The organism is Streptomyces kronopolitis (assembly GCF_014646275.1).
Lineage (GTDB): Bacteria > Actinomycetota > Actinomycetes > Streptomycetales > Streptomycetaceae > Streptomyces > Streptomyces kronopolitis.
This window is the reverse complement of record NZ_BMND01000013.1, coordinates 79919-97092: the sequence shown is the minus strand read 5'-3', so window position 1 is coordinate 97092 and position 17174 is coordinate 79919. Positions and strand designations below refer to the sequence as shown.

Annotated in this window: 13 protein-coding genes and 1 tRNA gene; 12 read left to right on the top strand and 2 right to left on the bottom strand. The window is 70.7% G+C overall.

The features are described from left to right. Positions 1-74 precede the first annotated feature (74 nt). Complete coding sequence (locus IEY78_RS16550; RefSeq protein ID WP_229699994.1) at positions 75-458, bottom strand: hypothetical protein; 384 nt, start codon at positions 456-458, stop codon at positions 75-77. A gap of 879 nt (positions 459-1337) precedes the next feature. On the opposite strand from IEY78_RS16550, the gene IEY78_RS16545 reads away from it, so the two are divergent. Next, positions 1338-2624 (top strand): cytochrome P450, encoded by a 1287-nt coding sequence (locus tag IEY78_RS16545; protein WP_189098983.1) that lies wholly within the window; start codon positions 1338-1340, stop codon positions 2622-2624. 426 nt (positions 2625-3050) lie between these two features. Here IEY78_RS16545 and IEY78_RS16540 read toward each other — a convergent pair. Beyond that, positions 3051-3122: transfer RNA gene (locus tag IEY78_RS16540), tRNA-Arg, on the bottom strand. 210 nt (positions 3123-3332) lie between these two features. Between IEY78_RS16540 and IEY78_RS16535 the strand changes: the two genes are divergently transcribed. From IEY78_RS16535 to prmC, 11 genes are all read left to right on the top strand, one after another. Next, positions 3333-3854, top strand: coding sequence for a response regulator (locus IEY78_RS16535; RefSeq protein ID WP_373294168.1), 522 nt, complete (start codon positions 3333-3335; stop codon positions 3852-3854). Between the two features lie 297 nt (positions 3855-4151). Then, positions 4152-5381, top strand: a complete 1230-nt coding sequence (gene nrtL, locus IEY78_RS16530; protein ID WP_189098979.1) for an ArgS-related anticodon-binding protein NrtL — start codon at positions 4152-4154, stop codon at positions 5379-5381. 23 nt (positions 5382-5404) lie between these two features. Beyond that, the gene (gene lysA, locus IEY78_RS16525) at positions 5405-6796 is read left to right on the top strand and encodes a diaminopimelate decarboxylase (protein WP_189098977.1); all 1392 of its coding nucleotides are present in this window, start codon (positions 5405-5407) and stop codon (positions 6794-6796) included. A gap of 136 nt (positions 6797-6932) precedes the next feature. Next, positions 6933-8225: a homoserine dehydrogenase gene (locus IEY78_RS16520; protein ID WP_189098975.1), complete on the top strand. Its 1293-nt coding sequence runs from the start codon at positions 6933-6935 to the stop codon at positions 8223-8225. 8 nt (positions 8226-8233) lie between these two features. Beyond that, positions 8234-9319, top strand: coding sequence for a threonine synthase (gene thrC / locus IEY78_RS16515; RefSeq protein ID WP_189098973.1), 1086 nt, complete (start codon positions 8234-8236; stop codon positions 9317-9319). 411 nt (positions 9320-9730) lie between these two features. Then, positions 9731-10648 carry a homoserine kinase gene (gene thrB / locus IEY78_RS16510; protein ID WP_189098971.1) on the top strand — a complete coding sequence of 306 codons (918 nt, stop codon included), beginning with the start codon at positions 9731-9733 and terminating at the stop codon, positions 10646-10648. A 386-nt stretch (positions 10649-11034) separates the two neighbouring features. Beyond that, positions 11035-13071: a transcription termination factor Rho gene (rho, locus tag IEY78_RS16505; RefSeq protein ID WP_189098969.1), complete on the top strand. Its 2037-nt coding sequence runs from the start codon at positions 11035-11037 to the stop codon at positions 13069-13071. A 411-nt stretch (positions 13072-13482) separates the two neighbouring features. Beyond that, positions 13483-14607 (top strand): LCP family protein, encoded by a 1125-nt coding sequence (locus tag IEY78_RS16500; protein WP_189098967.1) that lies wholly within the window; start codon positions 13483-13485, stop codon positions 14605-14607. 175 nt (positions 14608-14782) lie between these two features. Further along, positions 14783-15004 carry a 50S ribosomal protein L31 gene (gene rpmE, locus IEY78_RS16495; protein WP_189098965.1) on the top strand — a complete coding sequence of 74 codons (222 nt, stop codon included), beginning with the start codon at positions 14783-14785 and terminating at the stop codon, positions 15002-15004. A 112-nt stretch (positions 15005-15116) separates the two neighbouring features. After that, on the top strand, positions 15117-16196 hold the full coding sequence (gene prfA, locus IEY78_RS16490; RefSeq protein WP_189098963.1) for a peptide chain release factor 1: 1080 nt from the start codon (positions 15117-15119) through the stop codon (positions 16194-16196). 94 nt (positions 16197-16290) lie between these two features. Further along, positions 16291-17136: a peptide chain release factor N(5)-glutamine methyltransferase gene (gene prmC / locus IEY78_RS16485; RefSeq protein ID WP_189098961.1), complete on the top strand. Its 846-nt coding sequence runs from the start codon at positions 16291-16293 to the stop codon at positions 17134-17136. Positions 17137-17174 lie beyond the last annotated feature (38 nt).

Below are 17174 nucleotides of genomic sequence, written 5' to 3'. Positions count from 1 at the left end.
CCGCGACCGGGGGCGACCCCGAGGCCACCCCGGGACGTCCCCAGGAGTATCCCCGGGGCGCACGCCCGGCCGCCTCAACACCAGCGGGGCGGCTCCGTCCCGACCCGCACGATGTGCCGCTCCGAGGACCAGACGTACGAGGAGTCGCTGAGCTTGTACCAGACCCGGTTGCCCTCGACCTTCTGCCCGTTGAGCCTGCAGGCGATCCCCACCACCGCCCCGTAGCCCTTCGAGCCCACCGCGCTGAACTCGTAGCTCGGCCCGGTGCGCAGCACCACCCCCGCCTTGGCGACGATGTGCGCCTCGTACGGGGCGAGGCTGCCGTCCCCGTCAGCCGCCCGCGCCGGACCCGCCACGACGGCCCCGGTCAGTGCACCGGACAGCACGCACAGGGCGAACGCACCGGCCACGCCGGTCTTCGGCCTCGGAAACAGGCCGGTCTTCGGCTTCGGAAACATGCGCTTCCTCCTGCGAAGGGGAGAGCCCCGGGGGAGTCCCCACGGGGTGGATCGAGTGGTGTCACCGGGCGTCACCTGACGGACGGGCCGGGGCCTGTGCCCCACCGGCGGTGCTCCTCGCACCCTTCCCCGGCAGCGAGTGCGGCTCCTGCCTGCCGTGCGCCACGCTCCCGCGACGCGCCCTGCCGCCTGCCTCACCTCTCCTTTCACGCTAGGGAGACACCGGACGGTACGCAACTCGTCACTTTGGGTAACGGGGTGGGAGGGGGTGTCAGGGTCCCGCGGGACGGCCTCGCTCCCGGGGGTGCGGGGGCCGGGAGCCTCAACTGTTCATCGCCGGAACGTATTTGACCGGCGCGGAAGTGGAGCGGGCTCGCACGCCGGCTCGCCGGGTTGCCGGGTCTCTGGGCTGCCAGGCCGCCGGTTCGCCGGTTCGTTGCGGCCTGTAGAAAAGTGCAGAATCGCGGGCCCAGGAGGACACCGTCGCGGATCCAAGAGGGCACTGCCACCGGCCCGGCGTCACGGCCCCCGGCCGGTGGTCGCGACCTCCGAACCACTGGTCACCTCAGGGGAGAATCAGGGATCGCCCCGGGGTGACTCGGGGGCATTCCGGGTTGTTCCGCGAACGCGCCCAATGGCACTTTGTAAACTCGTCCAGACCGAAGAGAAGAAGAAGGCCGAGGCCGAGCTCGTCACGCTGATGCGGATGACCGAAGACACCGGTCGATGGCATGGACCTGGTCCATGACCACCGTGAGCGAGGGGCTATGGCGTACGTCACACCCGTGCACGCCGAGTGGAGGGCCCGTGCCGTCCCGCCTGTTGCGGGCCGCGGAGCGCGGGTGACCGTCCCCCTCGACGAAAGGCAGTATTAGCGTCATGACGACTCTCCGTTCCCGGATCATCGCCTGGGCCGGCCGTATGTATCTGGCGAGAACGCGCAGGAAAGGATTCGACCTGTCTCGAATGTCTTTCTTGCCCGAGTCCGTCCTGATGCCATTGCGGCGCGATGGCCTCGACCCCGTGGGCGATTTGGCGGCCGTCCGGGAGGAGGAGCCGATCAGCCGGCTTCCCGTACCCATAGCCGCCAACGTCTGGCTGGTCACCGGCTACGACGAGGTCAAGGCGGTACTGGGAAAGGCCAATGCCTTCAGTTCGGACTTCACCAACCTCGTCGGCAAGGCCGGCGCGGGCGCCGAACAGAACCCCGGCGGGCTGGGATTCGCCGACCCGCCGGTGCACACCCGCCTCCGGCGCCTTCTCACGCCCGAATTCACCATGCGCCGGCTCGGCCGGCTCACCCCCCGCATCCACGAGATCGTCGAGGAACAGCTCGACGCCATGGAAAAGGCGGGCAGGGACGGCGATCCGGTCGACATCGTCCACTCTTTCGCCCTGCCCATCCCCTCCCTCGTCATTTGCGAACTCCTCGGCGTCCCTTATGAGGACCGCGCCGACTTCGAGCGCCTCAGCGCCGCCCGCTTCGACCTTTTCAGCGGCGCCAATGCCTCCTTCGGCGCCATATCGGAATCCCTTTCCTATTTCCGGGACATCGTCAAGAAGCAGCGTGAGAACCCGGGTGACGGTCTGCTCGGGATGATCGTGAAGGAACACGGCGACTCGGTCAGCGACGAGGAGCTGGCCGGCCTCGCCGACGGCGTCCTGACCGGCGGCTTCGAAACCACCGCCAGCATGCTGGCGCTCGGCGCCCTGGTCCTCCTCCAGGACCCCAAGCACTTCGCGGCCCTGCACGACGGCGACGACGTCGTCGACCGCTACGTCGAGGAACTCCTGCGCTACCTGACCGTCGTACAGGTCGCCTTCCCGCGCTTCGCCCGCGAGGACCTGGAGATCGGCGGCGTCCAGATCACCGCCGGCGACGTGGTGCTGTGCTCCCTGAGCGGCGCGGACCGCGATGGCGATCTGGGCCCCGACATGGAACGCTTCGACCCCTCCCGCAACGTCCCCTCCCACCTTGCCTTCGGCTACGGCATCCACCGCTGCGTAGGCGCCGAACTCGCCCGCATGGAACTCCGCGCCGCCTACCCCGCCCTGGTACGCCGCTTCCCCCACATGCGCCTGGCCACCACCCCCGAAGCCCTCGAATTCCGCAAACTCTCCATCGTCTACGGCATCGAGTCCCTCCCGGTCCACCTGAACGGCTGACGCCGGGAAACTCCCCGCCGACCGGGCGCACGGCCACCGAGCCGGCTGCCGGTCGCTGTGTCGCCACGGCGACGCCGAGAGAAGCCGCGACGCACTCACTCCCGACGTGCCCCGTCTGCCTCAACTCCCCAAATATTCGGCGAGTTGGGGCCGCTGTGCTGTGAGCGTTCCGCACGGCAGGCGGGCTGGACTGCGAGGGGGATTCCGCACTCGTGCACCGACTCCCGGCGGGCGGGCGGCCAGGCAGGCCGCCAAGGCGGATCTCAATCTTCGCGACCTGGCGGAGAGGCGGCGCGGGGGAGTTCCGAGGTCCTCGTCCACGGCATCACCGCAGGTCCGCCTCCGGCTGGACCTGTCCGCACATACGCGAAGACCCCGGCCTCAGCGTTTCCGCTGATGTCGGGGTCTTGGGCACCTCATACAAGGTGCCCCCGGCAGGATTCGAACCTGCGCACACGGCTCCGGAGGCCGTTGCTCTATCCCCTGAGCTACGGGGGCGTTGCCGCCGGTTTGTGCGGCGACGGGTAGAACCCTACCAGCTCTGATGGGGTGTTCATGAACAGGTTTGGTGGGTGGCGGGGGAGGGGCTCCCGGGGGCTTAGCGCATGGGTGGTGGGTGGCGGTGGCGGTCGGGGAAAGGTCCCTCACACGGGGGCGGAAGTGGGGAAAACCGGGACGCAGTCGCAGGTGGGGTCCTAGTCTCATGGTGTGCCTGGCTTGTCCGGTCGGATCCTTGTAGTCGATGACAACAAGGTGATCCGGCAGTTGATCAGGGTCAATCTCGAGCTGGAGGGCTTCGAGGTCGTGACCGCGGCTGATGGTGCCGAGTGTCTGGATGTCGTGCACCACGTGAGACCTGATGTCGTGACCCTTGATGTCGTGATGCCGCGACTCAACGGTCTGCACACCGCGGCGCGGTTGCGCTCCGATCCGCGGACGTGGGACATCCCGATCGCCATCGTCAGTGCGTGTACCCAAGGCGAGGTGGACAACGGGGAGTCGGTCGGGGTGGACGCGTTTCTGGCGAAGCCGTTCGAGCCGGCCGATCTGGTGCGGACCGTGGGGAAGCTGGTGCGCGAGGGGCGGCAGCGGCAGCGTGGGCCCCAGGGCGGTGCCGACGACGAGGACGGGGAAAGCGACGGGGGCGGGGGAGTGGCGGAGCGCGGTGCTTCGTCCGGTGGGGTCGCGACATCCGGTGGGGTCGGCATGGTGGACGCGGGTGGGGAGTGAGGGACGCCCTGATGCCCTCCGGGAGGCGCGTCCTGGTTCGCCCGCCCCTCTTTGACCGCTGATCTTCGAGCGCTGGTCTTCGCGTGCTGATACCCGTCGGCCTCTGACTGCTGATTCCCGTGATTCCCGCTGATCTGTGACCGCTGATTTCCGGCGTCTGAGTGCGGTGCTGCGCCGCTGGGTGGCGCCGGGCGCTGATCGGTTCGGTCTCGTGTTGCCGGGTGGATCGGGGTGCCGACTGTCCACAGGGCGAAACCGGGTCGCACGGGTACCCCCGGTCTCCCATACGCTTGTCCTGTGACACCCGCTGAGCTCTCCCGTACCGTCCTGCGCTCCGTGCGTGGTGCGGTGGAGGAGCAGGAGCTCTCCGTGGCCGTGCCGGCGCGGATCGTGGTGCAGCCGCCGCCGCGGCCCGGCTGTGGGGACTACGCCTCCAATGTCGCGCTGCAGCTCGCCAAGCCGGCGGGCCGGCCCGCCCGTGAGGTGGCCGAGATTCTGCGGAAGCGGCTGGCCGGGAGCCCCGGGATCGCCCGGGTCGAGATCGCCGGGCCGGGGTTCTTGAACTTCACGCTGGGGGATGATGCGCAGGTCGCCCTGGTGCGGCAGGTGCTGGCCCAGGGGGCCGGATACGGCGATCGGAGTGCCGCCGAGGGTGCCGCTGTCGCCCCTGCCCCCGCTGATTCCGTTTCCCCCGCTGATCCCCTCGCTGGTCCCGGTGCCGTCGTCGCCCCCCGTTCTCCCGCCGCCCGTAGTGCCCGCGAGGCAGTGGTGGCCGAGGTCCTCGCGCGGATCGACGCGGCGGCCGGAGTGCCGGACCGGCGGCAGGACCGGGCCGACACCCGCCCCGCCCCCGCGACCCTCCCGCCGAACGGTCCCGCGGACCCCCTCGCCCCCGTCGGCCCCCACGCCCCCGCCGACCTCCTGGACCTCCTCCGCCGCCTCGGCTCCGACGAGGCGCGCTGGGTGCTGTTGCGGCCGGCCGCGCACGATCCGGTGCGGGCGCCGGAGCGGCCGGTGCAGCGGGAGAGCAATCCGCGGTTCCGGGTGCAGTACGCGCATGCCCGGGTCAGGGCGCTGCTGCGCAACGCCGGTGAGCTGGGGTTTTCCGGGGAGCCGGGGGACGTGGGCCCGCCCGTGACCGAGGGCTTTCCGGAGGTCCCGGACGAGGCGTCTCGACGGTCCGCATCCGGTGGTGGCGGGAGCCGCCTGCCGGACGCCCCCGCCCGTCTGCCCCGGACGCAGGACGCCCCCGCCCGGGCCCTTCAGGGGTTCCTCGCGCTGCTTGCCGCCTATCCCTCCGCCGTCGAGGCCGCCGCGCGGCTGCGGGCGCCGGACCGGGTGGTGCGGCATCTGGAGGCGACGGCGGACGCGTTCTTCCGCTGGCACGACGAATTTCCGCCACTGCCCGTCGGGGAGCAGAAACCCTCGGCCGTGCACCGGGCCCGGCTGGCGCTTGCCGAAGCCGGCGGGACGGTGCTCGCCAACGGCCTGCGTCTGCTCGGCATCTCCGCTCCCGAACACCTCTGAACCATGGTGAGGATCTCTCCGCTATGAGCCGTTCCGCGCATCCCGCAGGGCCCCGGCACGCCGACGTGCTGCCCGAGGGGCACTACGCAGGCCCGCCCGCCGATCTCAACACTCTGGACCCGCGCGTCTGGTCCCGTACCGTCCGGCGCAATGCCGACGGTGTGGCCACCGTCGGCGGGCTGGACGTCACCGCGCTCGCCGAGGAGTTCGGCACGCCGGCGTACTTCCTGGACGAGGACGACTTCCGGGCGCGCTGCCGGGCCTGGAAGGACGCCTTCGGGGCGGACGCGGACGTGTTCTACGCCGGGAAGGCCTTCCTGTCGCGGGCGATCGTGCGGTGGCTGAACGAGGAAGGGCTGCATCTCGACGTCTGCTCGGGCGGGGAGCTGGCCACGGCGCTGGCGGCGGGCATGCCGGCCGAGCGGATCGCGCTGCACGGCAACAACAAGAGCACCGAGGAGATCACCCGGGCCGTCGAGGCGGGGGTCGGGCGGATCGTGCTCGACTCGTTCCAGGAGATCGTCCGGGTCGCGCACATCGCGGAGCGGCTCGGCCGGCGCCAGCGGGTGCAGATCCGGGTGACGGTCGGTGTCGAGGCGCACACGCACGAATTCATCGCGACCGCGCACGAGGACCAGAAGTTCGGCATCGCGCTGGCGGGCGGGCAGGCGGCCGAGGCCGTCCGGCATGCGCTCAAGCTGGACGGGCTGGAACTCATCGGAATTCACAGCCATATCGGGTCGCAGATTTTCGATATGGCCGGATTCGAGGTTTCCGCCCGCCGCGTCGTGCAATTGCTGACCGAGGTCCGCGACGAGCACGGCGTCGAGCTGCCCGAGATCGACCTCGGTGGCGGCCTGGGCATCGCCTACACCTCGGACGACGACCCGCGCGAGCCGCACGAGATCGCGGCGGCGCTGGGCGACATCGTGCGCCGCGAGTGCGCGGCGGCCGGGCTCGCGGTGCCGCGGCTGTCGGTCGAGCCGGGCCGGGCGATCGTGGGGCCGACGGCGTTCACGCTGTACGAGGTCGGCACGGTCAAGGAGCTGGAGGGCCTGCGGACGTATGTGTCCGTGGACGGCGGGATGTCGGACAACATCCGCACCGCGCTCTACGACGCGGAGTACAGCGTGGCCCTGGTCTCGCGGACCTCCGACGCCGAGCCGATGCTCTCGCGGGTGGTCGGCAAGCACTGCGAGAGCGGGGACATCGTGGTGCGCGACGCCTTCCTGCCGGCCGATGTGGCGCCCGGGGACCTGCTCGCGGTGCCGGCCACCGGTGCGTACTGCCGTTCCATGGCGAGCAACTACAACCACTCGCTGCGGCCGCCGGTCGTAGCTGTCAGGGACGGTGCGGCCAGGGTGATCGTCCGGCGGGAGACAGAGGAAGATCTCCTGCGGCTGGACGTGGGCTAGGACCGGATCGCCGGGCCCCGGCCCGGGATGAAATAAATGTCTCGGTATCCGGACGACGAACGGAATTCGCCGTCCGGTGCGTGAGACTGGTGCATGAGCAACCGATAATCGCCGATCGATGAGAAGCAGGGGTCGAATGATGCGCACGCGTCCGTTGAAGGTGGCGCTCCTGGGCTGTGGAGTTGTCGGCTCAGAGGTGGCGCGCATCATGACGACGCACGCCGACGACCTCGCCGCCCGCATCGGCGCGCCCGTGGAACTCGCCGGGATCGCCGTACGCCGCCCGGACCGGGTGCGCGAGGGCGTCCCGGCCGAGCTGGTCACCACCGATGCCACCGCGCTGGTCAAACGCGGCGACATTGATGTCGTGATCGAGGTGATCGGCGGAATCGAGCCGGCCCGCGCGCTCATCACGGCCGCCTTCGAGCACGGCGCGAGCGTGGTCTCCGCCAACAAGGCGCTGGTCGCGGCGGACGGCGCGGCGCTGCACGCGGCGGCCGAGGCCAACGGCGCGGACCTCTACTACGAGGCCGCCGTCGCCGGCGCGATCCCGCTGGTGCGGCCGCTGCGCGAGTCGCTGGCCGGCGACAAGGTCAACCGGGTGCTCGGCATCGTCAACGGCACCACCAATTTCATTCTCGACAAGATGGATTCGACCGGCGCCGGCTACAGCGAGGCGCTGGACGAGGCCACCGCGCTGGGCTACGCCGAGGCCGACCCGACCGCCGATGTCGAGGGCTTCGACGCCGCCGCCAAGGCCGCGATCCTGGCCGGTATCGCCTTCCACACCCGGGTGACCATCGACGATGTGCACCGCGAGGGCCTCACCGAGGTCACCGCGGCCGACATCGCCTCCGCCCAGCGCATGGGGTGCACGGTCAAGCTGCTGGCGATCTGCGAGCGGGCCGCGGACGGCGCGTCCGTGACCGCGCGGGTGCACCCCGCGATGATCCCGCTGACGCATCCGCTCGCCTCCGTCCGCGAGGCGTACAACGCGGTCTTCGTCGAGGCCGACGCGGCGGGTCAGCTGATGTTCTACGGGCCGGGCGCGGGGGGCTCGCCGACCGCCTCCGCGGTCCTCGGCGACCTCGTGGCGGTCTGCCGCAACAAGCTCTCCGGCACCACCGGGCCCGGCGAGTCCGCCTACACACGGCTGCCCGTCAGCCCCATGGGCGCGGTCATCACGCGGTACCACATCAGCCTCGACGTGGCCGACAAGCCCGGTGTACTCGCGCAGGTCGCGACCATCTTCGCCGAACACGGCGTATCGATCGATACGGTCCGTCAGCAGGGCAAGGACGGCGAGGCATCGCTCGTCATCGTCACCCACCGGGCGGCGGACGCGGCCCTGTCGTCGACCGTCGGGGCTCTGCGCGAGCTCGACACCGTCCGCGGTGTCGCCAGCATCATGCGGGTCGAAGGGGAGTAGAGGAACCCATGTCAGCCAATTCCACCGTGTCCACGACGAGCAGTCAGTGGCGCGGAATCATCGAGGAATACCGCGGCCGGCTCCCGGTCAGCGACACGACCGAGGCCGTCACCCTCCGGGAGGGCGGCACCCCCCTCGTACCGGCCCAGGTCCTCTCCGAGCGCACGGGGTGCGAGGTGCACCTCAAGGTCGAGGGCGCCAACCCCACCGGTTCCTTCAAGGACCGCGGCATGACGATGGCCATCACCCGCGCCAAGGAGGAGGGCGCGAAGGCGGTCATCTGCGCGTCCACGGGCAACACCTCCGCCTCGGCCGCGGCCTACGCGGTCCGCGCGGGCATGGTCTGCGCGGTGCTCGTCCCGCAGGGCAAAATCGCGCTCGGCAAGATGGGCCAGGCCCTGGTCCACGGCGCGAAGATCCTCCAGGTCGACGGAAACTTCGACGACTGCCTGACGCTGGCCCGCCGGCTCTCCGACAACTACCCCGTCGCACTCGTGAACTCCGTGAACCCGGTGCGCATCGAGGGCCAGAAGACCGCGGCCTTCGAGATCGTCGACATGCTCGACGACGCGCCGGACATCCATGTGCTGCCGGTCGGCAACGCCGGCAACATCACCGCGTACTGGCGCGGCTACCAGGAGTACGCGGCCGACGGCATCGCCTCCCGCACCCCGCGCATGTGGGGCTTCCAGGCCTCCGGCAGCGCCCCGATCGTGCGCGGCGAGGTCGTCAAGGACCCGACGACCATCGCCACCGCGATCCGCATCGGAAACCCCGCCTCGTGGGCGAACGCCGAGCGGGCGCGGGACGAGTCCGGCGGCTTCATCGATGACGTGACCGACCGTCAAATCCTGTCCGCCTACCGCCTGTTGGCCGCGCAGGAGGGCGTCTTCGTGGAGCCCGCCTCGGCCGCTTCGGTGGCCGGCCTGCTCAAGGCCGCCGAGGAGGGCAAGGTCGACCCCGGCCAGCGCATCGTCTGCACGGTCACCGGCAACGGCCTCAAGGACCCGGACTGGGCGGTGGCCGGCGCGCCGCAGCCGGTGACGGTCCCGATCGACGCGGACGCCGCCGCCGAGCGCCTCGGCCTCGCCTAGGACGCCGCCGTGCGGGCGGGGCCGCCCGCACGGCATCCGGTGGCGGGACGCGATGTGCGTCCCGTCACCTCCGCGCGGCGCCCTGCTGCGCAGCCGCAAAGCCAGCAATGCCGCGAAGGCGGCGAAGTCGGCCCGGCCGGCGCGGCCTGCAAAGGCCGCAAAGGCCGCAGAAGCCGGGGAACGCGGCGCCGGTGCACGAGGCGGTGCGCGACACGCATCGTGCGCCTCCTGTGCGCCCTATGTCGCGACAGAACCTTCCTTCGATAGGCTGGCAGCCAACTCCCCTCCCCACGGCATGACGCAGTGGTGTGCAGGGCAGGTCAGAACGGTCCCCATGAGCCGGCCGGGCGCCTCGGCGCCGCGGCGTTCCGGGGCAGTACCGCAGCATCAATCAAGGAGAGTCATCGAGCGATGGCCGGTCCCGCGTTCCGCGCCGCCGCCGTCCGGGTGCGCACCCCCGCTACCAGCGCCAATCTCGGTCCCGGCTTCGATGCCCTGGGTCTTTCCCTGGGCCTGTACGACGATGTCGTGGTCCGGGTCGCCGACTCCGGCCTGCACATCGACATCGCAGGTGAGGGCGCCGACGGCCTGCCCCGCGACGAGAGCCATCTGCTCGTACGGTCGATGCGCACCGCCTTCGAGCTGCTCGGCGGACAGCCGCGCGGCCTGGAAATCGTCTGCGCCAACCGCATTCCGCACGGCCGTGGCCTGGGGTCCTCCTCCGCCGCCATCTGCGCCGGCATCGTCGCCGCGCGCGCCGTGACGATAGGCGGCGAGCAAAAGCTCGACGACACCGCACTGCTGGAACTGGCCACCGAGATCGAGGGCCACCCCGACAATGTCGCCGCGTGCCTGCTGGGCGGATTCACGCTCGCCTGGATGGACTCCGGAACCGCACGCGCGATCCGGATGGATCCCGCCGATTCCATCGTTCCGGTGGTCTTCGTGCCCGGAAAGCCGGTGCTCACCGAGACCGCCCGCGGACTGCTGCCGCGCACCGTCCCGCATGTGGACGCCGCGGCCAACGCCGGTCGCGCCGCACTGCTCGTCGAGGCCCTGACCAGGCGCCCCGAGCTGCTGCTCGCCGCGACCGAGGACCGACTCCACCAGGAATACCGCGCTCCGGCGATGCCGGAGAGCGTGGCCCTGGTGAACCGGCTGCGCGCGGACGGCGTCCCCGCAGTCGTGTCCGGTGCGGGCCCCACCGTGCTCGCGCTGGTCGAGGACGCGGCGGCCGAGAAGGTCGCGGCACTGGCGGGCGAGGGGTGGGCGGCGAACCGCCTGGCCCTCGACGCGGCGGGCGCCTGCGTACTGCCGCTCGCCGGGTGAGCACGCAGGTGGCCGACGATTGCCGGTCTTGGAGAGGGGGAATGTTTGTTGGATCCGGTAGTGTTAACCTCAAGTCAGTACTCGACGCCTGAGCGGCGCGGTGCTTCGTGTCCCCCATCGGGACCACTTTCTTCCGGGAGCCTCCCAAATTGCTTGGCGCAATTGTCGAAACCGGCAATTGCCTGAGCGGGAGTGAGCACGCTCCGGAATCGGCGTGGTGAATGGCCACTCTGCATCTCCTCACGCCGGCGCCATGAACTGATCTCTCCGCCATTTCCGGCGGGACCACCGCCCCGGCCCGGTCCAGCAGACCAAGGACCCAGCCGGACAGCACAACCGGTCGCCGAGCCAGACAGGCCGACGCCCGCTCCAGGGAAGGACCCTTCGTGAGCGACACCACCGATCTGATGGGCGCGCGTACCGATGGCAGTGCCACCGCGCCCGCCACGGACGCTCCCGCTGCGCCTGCAACCACGCGGCGCCGCCGTTCCGGCACCGGCCTTGACGGCATGGTCCTGGCAGAGCTGCAGCAGGTCGCCTCCGGCCTCGGCATCAAGGGCACCGCGCGGATGCGCAAGAGCCAGCTGATCGAGGTCATCAAGGAGAAGCAGGCCGGAGGCTCCGGCGCCAAGGCCGACGCGTCCGCCGACACCGAGACCAAGCCCAAGCGCCGTGCGACCTCCAAGGCCCGCACCGGCGACGACGGCGCGGAGCAGGCCGCCGGCAAGGCGGCCGCGTCCGACAAGGGCGCCAAGGCCGCCGAGAAGGCCGGGGCCCAGCAGCAGATCGACATCCCCGGCCAGCCGGTCAGCGACGAGCAGCCGGCCGGCGAGCGCCGCCGGCGCCGCGCCACCGCCGCCGCGGGCAGCCCCGAGGCCGTCTCCGGCGACCTCAAGACCGACACCAAGGTCGAGGTGAAGACCGACACCCGCACCGAGGCCAGGACCGACACCGCCGTCTCCCCGCAGGAGACCGGCGAGGGCCGTCCGGGCAAGGGCGAGCGCCAGGAGCGCGGGGACCGCCAGGACCGCGGCCAGAAGGGCGACCGCGGGGACCGCGGCCAGCGCCAGCGCGACCGCGGCGACCGCCGCAAGGGCGACGCCGGCGACGGCGGCGGCCAGGGTGGTCAGGGCGGCCAGCGCCAGCGCGACCGCCGCAATGACAACGACGACGACGACTTCGAGGGCGGCCGCCGGGGCCGTCGCGGCCGCTACCGCGACCGCCGCGGCCGTCGCGGGGGCCGCGAGGACTTCGGCAACGAGCCGCAGGTCTCCGAGGACGACGTGCTGATCCCCGTCGCGGGCATCCTCGACATCCTCGACAACTACGCGTTCATCCGGACCTCCGGCTACCTCCCGGGCCCGAACGACGTGTACGTCTCGCTCGCCCAGGTCCGCAAGAACGGCCTGCGCAAGGGCGACCACGTCACCGGCGCGGTCCGCCAGCCCAAGGACGGCGAGCGGCGCGAGAAGTTCAACGCGCTGGTCCGCCTCGACACGGTCAACAGCGTGGCGCCCGAACAGGGCCGCGGGCGGCCGGAGTTCGGGAAGCTGACGCCCCTTTACCCGCAGGAGCGACTGCGCCTGGAGGGTGAGTCGGGCGGGCTGACGACCCGGATCATCGATCTGGTCACCCCGATCGGCAAGGGCCAGCGCGGTCTGATCGTGGCCCCGCCGAAGACCGGCAAGACCATGATCATGCAGGCGATCGCCAACTCGATCACCCGCAACAACCCCGAGTGCCACCTGATGGTCGTCCTCGTCGACGAGCGTCCCGAAGAGGTCACCGACATGCAGCGGTCGGTGAAGGGCGAGGTCATCTCCTCGACCTTCGACCGCCCGGCCGAGGACCACACCACCGTCGCCGAGCTGGCCATCGAGCGCGCCAAGCGCCTCGTCGAGCTGGGCCACGACGTGGTCGTCCTGCTGGACTCGATCACCCGTCTGGGACGTGCGTACAACCTCGCCGCCCCGGCCTCCGGCCGCATCCTGTCCGGTGGTGTCGACTCGACCGCCCTCTACCCGCCGAAGCGCTTCTTCGGTGCGGCGCGCAACATCGAGGACGGCGGCTCGCTGACCATCCTGGCCACCGCGCTGGTCGAGACCGGCTCGCGGATGGACGAGGTGATCTTCGAGGAGTTCAAGGGCACCGGCAACCTGGAGCTCAAGCTCGACCGCAAGCTCTCGGACAAGCGCATCTTCCCGGCGGTGGACGTGGACGCGTCCAGCACCCGCAAGGAGGAGATCCTGATGGGCAGCGACGAGCTGGCCGTCGTGTGGAAGCTGCGCCGGGTGCTGCACGCCCTGGACCAGCAGCAGGCCATCGAGCTGCTGCTGGACAAGATGAAGCAGACGAAGTCCAACGCGGAGTTCCTGCTCCAGATCCAGAAGACGACGCCGACCACGGGCAACGGCAACGACTGACGCCCGCGGGCGCGTCCGCGCCGTCCACCGAGCCCCCCTCGCCGCCGCGGCGAGGGGGGCTTCGTGCTGCCCGCCGCCTCACTGCCCGCCGCCTTCCCGGGCGGCAGGGGCGCACTGTGACCTGCGCCCCTGTCCGGCCGGGCCCGCGGACGCCGGGTTTGAGACGTTCCGCACAGATCCACTGCTCTCCGGGCGGTTTCGGCCACGGCGGAAAACGGGACGAAAGCCCAGGTGGGGAGGACGAAAGTCCCGGGTAGGCGGATCTTGTCGCCGCGACTTTCTAAGAAAGCGCTCATGACTCGCTGTGCAACCCTTCCCGTCGACCTCCCGTCTGACAGGGCGCACCGGGCATGACAACGCGCTGTCCGATGGCGGCGGGGCGCAGCCGAGCGAACGAGGACTGAGGAGCAGATGGCGGACAGCAACGGGACCGCGAAGACGGCCGAAAGCCGTGCCCGCGGCATACGGGCCACGGGCCGTCGGCGCAAAGGGCCCACCCGACGCCGCCGGATACTGACCATCACCCTGTGCGTGGCGGTCAGCGCCGTGCTGCTGGGTGGCGCCGGGCTCGGCTACGTCTACTTCAAGCTCAACGGCAACCTCAAGGGCGTCGACATCAACTCCGCCCTCGGCCACGACCGGCCGAAGAACGTCGACAACGGCTCGATGGACATCCTCGTCATGGGCTCCGACTCCCGGGCCGGCAAGAACGGGGAGTACGGCAAGGACGAGGGCGGCGCGCGCTCCGACACGGCGATGATCGTGCACGTCTACAAGGGCCGCAAGAAGGCCAGCGTGGTGAGCATCCCGCGCGACACCCTGGTCAAGCGCCCGGACTGCAGCAGCAACGGCAAGGACGTCCCCGGGCAGGACCGGGCGATGTTCAACACCGCCTTCGAGGTCGGCGGCCCGGCCTGCGCCGTGAAGACCGTCGAGTCGATCAGCGGGGTCCGGATGGACCACTTCATCGAGGTCGACTTCACCGGCTTCAAGAAGCTGATCGACGCGCTGGGCGGGGTGGAGGTCACCACCAAGAAGTCGATCAACGACAACAACAGCCATCTGCACCTGCCGGCCGGCACGCACACCCTGAACGGCGAGCAGTCGCTCGGCCTGGTCCGCACCCGGCACGGCGTCCCCGGCGGCGACGGCAGCGACCTGGGCCGCATCCAGCTCCAGCAGACGTTCCTGAAGGCCCTGATGAACCAGGTCAAGAACGTCGGGGTGCTCACCAACCCCACCAAGCTCTACGACATCGCCGACACGGCCACCAAGGCCATCACCACCGACACCGACCTCAACTCGGTCAGCGAGCTGACCGGACTGGCCAAGAGCCTGGGCAACATCGGGTCGGACAACATCAACATGGTGACGCTGCCGGTCACGTACGACAAGACCAACCCCGACCGGGTGGTGCCGCTGGAGAAGCAGAGCCGCCTGGTGTGGGACGCGCTCCGGCAGGACCGGGAGATCCCGAAGTCCGCCACCAAGGGCTCGGCCGGTGACCAGGGCGGCACGGACCGGTACGTGAAGTAGCCGGACGCCGTCGCTCCGGGGGCCCGCCGGCCCGCGCAGGCGGCCCGGGAATAGTCGAGGCTCCACCCCGGTTTTGGGAGATACGGCTAGTCCTGGCAGACTGGACCGTCGGCCCCGGTTCACGTGACGCAACCCGCGACACGACCCGGTGCACTCCCGAACCTAGGAGAATCCCTTGAAGCGCGACATCCACCCGGATTACGTCGAGACCCAGGTCAGCTGCACCTGTGGCGCGTCCTTCACCACCCGTAGCACCGTCGCCGGCGGCACCATCCGCGCCGACGTCTGCTCCGAGTGCCACCCGTTCTACACGGGCAAGCAGAAGATCATGGACACGGGCGGCCGCGTGGCCCGCTTCGAGGCCCGCTTCGGCAAGGGCGCCGCTGCCAAGAAGTAGCGACCCTCAAGGCGCCGGTCTCCGGTCGCCCCTGCTCAGGGGTGACCGGACCGGCGTCTTTGTTTGCGTCGTACCAGGCCCCCGGTAGTCACAGCCAGCAGAGGAACCCACGATGTTCGAGGCGGTCGAAGAACTGATCGGCGAGCACGCCGATCTCGAGAAGCGGCTGGCCGACCCCGCGGTCCACGCCGACCAGCGCGAGGCCATGCGGCTCAACAAGCGCTACGCCGAGCTGACCCCGATCATCACGACCTACCGCGGCTGGAAGCAGACCGGCGACGACATCGAGACCGCGCGCGAACTCGCCCAGGGCGACCCGGACTTCGCCGACGAGGTCAAGGAGATCGACGCCCTGCGCGAGCAGCTGACCGAGAAGCTGCGGCTGCTGCTCGTCCCGCGCGACCCCAGCGACGACAAGGACGTCATCCTCGAGGTCAAGGCCGGCGAGGGCGGCGAGGAGTCCGCGCTGTTCGCCGGCGACCTGCTGCGGATGTATCTGCGCTACGCCGAGCGGGTCGGCTGGAAGACCGAGATCCTGGACGCCAACGAGTCCGACCTCGGCGGCTACAAGGACGTCCAGGTCGCGGTGAAGACCAAGGGCGGCAACGGCGCCACCGAGCCGGGGCAGGGCGTCTGGGCGCGGCTGAAGTACGAGGGCGGGGTGCACCGCGTCCAGCGGGTGCCCGCCACCGAGTCGCAGGGCCGCATCCACACCTCCGCGGCCGGTGTGCTGGTCACGCCGGAGGCCGAGGAGGTCGAGGTCGAGATCCTCGCCAACGACCTGCGGATCGACGTCTACCGCTCCTCCGGGCCCGGCGGCCAGTCCGTCAACACCACCGACTCCGCGGTCCGCATCACGCACCTGCCCACCGGCATCGTGGTCTCCTGCCAGAACGAGAAGAGCCAGCTCCAGAACAAGGAGCAGGCGATGCGCATCCTGCGGTCGCGGCTGCTGGCCGCCGCCCAGGAGGAGGCCGAGCGCGAGGCGTCCGACGCCCGGCGCAGCCAGGTCCGCACCGTCGACCGCTCCGAGCGCATCCGGACGTACAACTTCCCGGAAAACCGCATCTCGGACCACCGGGTCGGCTTCAAGGCGTACAACTTGGACCAGGTGCTCGACGGCGAGCTCGACCCGGTCATCCAGGCCTGTGTCGACGCCGACTCGGCCGCCAAGCTCGCCGCCGCCCAGTAAGACCGCACCAGCCGGTATCCACCGGGCGCGCTCCGCGGCCCCGGCCGGCGGCGGACCGCACCACGAAGACGCAGCGCACTAGGAGGAAGGCCCCGTGAACCTTCTGCTCGCCGAGGTGGCCCAGGCCACCCAGCGGCTGGCCGACGCCGGTGTGCCCTCGCCGCGCTTCGACGCCGAGGAACTGGCCGCGTTCGTGCACGCCGTCAAACGGGGTGAGCTGCACCACGTCAAGGACGCCGACTTCGACGCCCGCTACTGGGAGGCCGTCGCCCGCCGCGAGGCCCGCGAGCCGCTCCAGCACATCACCGGACGCGCGTTCTTCCGCTACCTCGAACTCGCCGTCGGGCCAGGGGTGTTCGTGCCCCGCCCGGAGACCGAGTCGGTGGTCGGCTGGGCGATAGACGCGGTGCGGGCCATGGACGTCGTCGAGCCGCTGATCGTCGACCTGTGCACCGGCTCGGGCGCCATCGCACTGGCCCTGGCCCAGGAGGTGCCCCGCTCCCGGGTGCACGCCGTCGAGCTGTCCGAGCAGGCCCTGGACTACGCCCGCAAGAACGTCGAGGGGTCCCGCGTCGTTCTCCATCACGGCGACGCGCTGACCGCGCTTCCCGAACTGGACGGGCAGGTCGACCTGGTCGTCTCCAACCCGCCGTACATCCCGCTGACCGAGTGGGAGTACGTCGCACCCGAGGCCCGCGACCACGACCCCGAGCTCGCGCTGTTCTCGGGCCAGGACGGCCTGGACACCATCCGTGGCATCGAGCGGACCGCACACCGCCTACTGCGGCCCGGTGGCGTGGTCGTCATCGAGCACGCCGACACCCAGGGCGGACAGGTTCCGTGGATCTTCACCGAGGAGCGGGGCTGGGCCGACGCGGCCGACCACCCGGACCTCAACAACAGGCCCCGTTTCGCCACCGCCCGCCGGGCGACGCCATGACGCGTCCCGCCCCGGCGCCGGCGGCCGACGCAACCGAA

What these genes read in the sequence shown, in the direction of transcription:
- IEY78_RS16520 (WP_189098975.1), top strand. Translation starts at nt 6,933, where the DNA reads ATGATGCGCACGCGTCCGTTGAAGGTGGCGCTCCTGGGCTGTGGAGTT.
- thrC (WP_189098973.1), top strand. Translation starts at nt 8,234, where the DNA reads ATGTCAGCCAATTCCACCGTGTCCACGACGAGCAGTCAGTGGCGCGGA.
- prfA (WP_189098963.1), top strand. Translation starts at nt 15,117, where the DNA reads ATGTTCGAGGCGGTCGAAGAACTGATCGGCGAGCACGCCGATCTCGAG.
- lysA (WP_189098977.1), top strand. Translation starts at nt 5,405, where the DNA reads ATGAGCCGTTCCGCGCATCCCGCAGGGCCCCGGCACGCCGACGTGCTG.
- thrB (WP_189098971.1), top strand. Translation starts at nt 9,731, where the DNA reads ATGGCCGGTCCCGCGTTCCGCGCCGCCGCCGTCCGGGTGCGCACCCCC.
- IEY78_RS16500 (WP_189098967.1), top strand. Translation starts at nt 13,483, where the DNA reads ATGGCGGACAGCAACGGGACCGCGAAGACGGCCGAAAGCCGTGCCCGC.
- IEY78_RS16550 (WP_229699994.1), bottom strand. Translation starts at nt 458, where the DNA reads ATGTTTCCGAAGCCGAAGACCGGCCTGTTTCCGAGGCCGAAGACCGGC.
- IEY78_RS16545 (WP_189098983.1), top strand. Translation starts at nt 1,338, where the DNA reads ATGACGACTCTCCGTTCCCGGATCATCGCCTGGGCCGGCCGTATGTAT.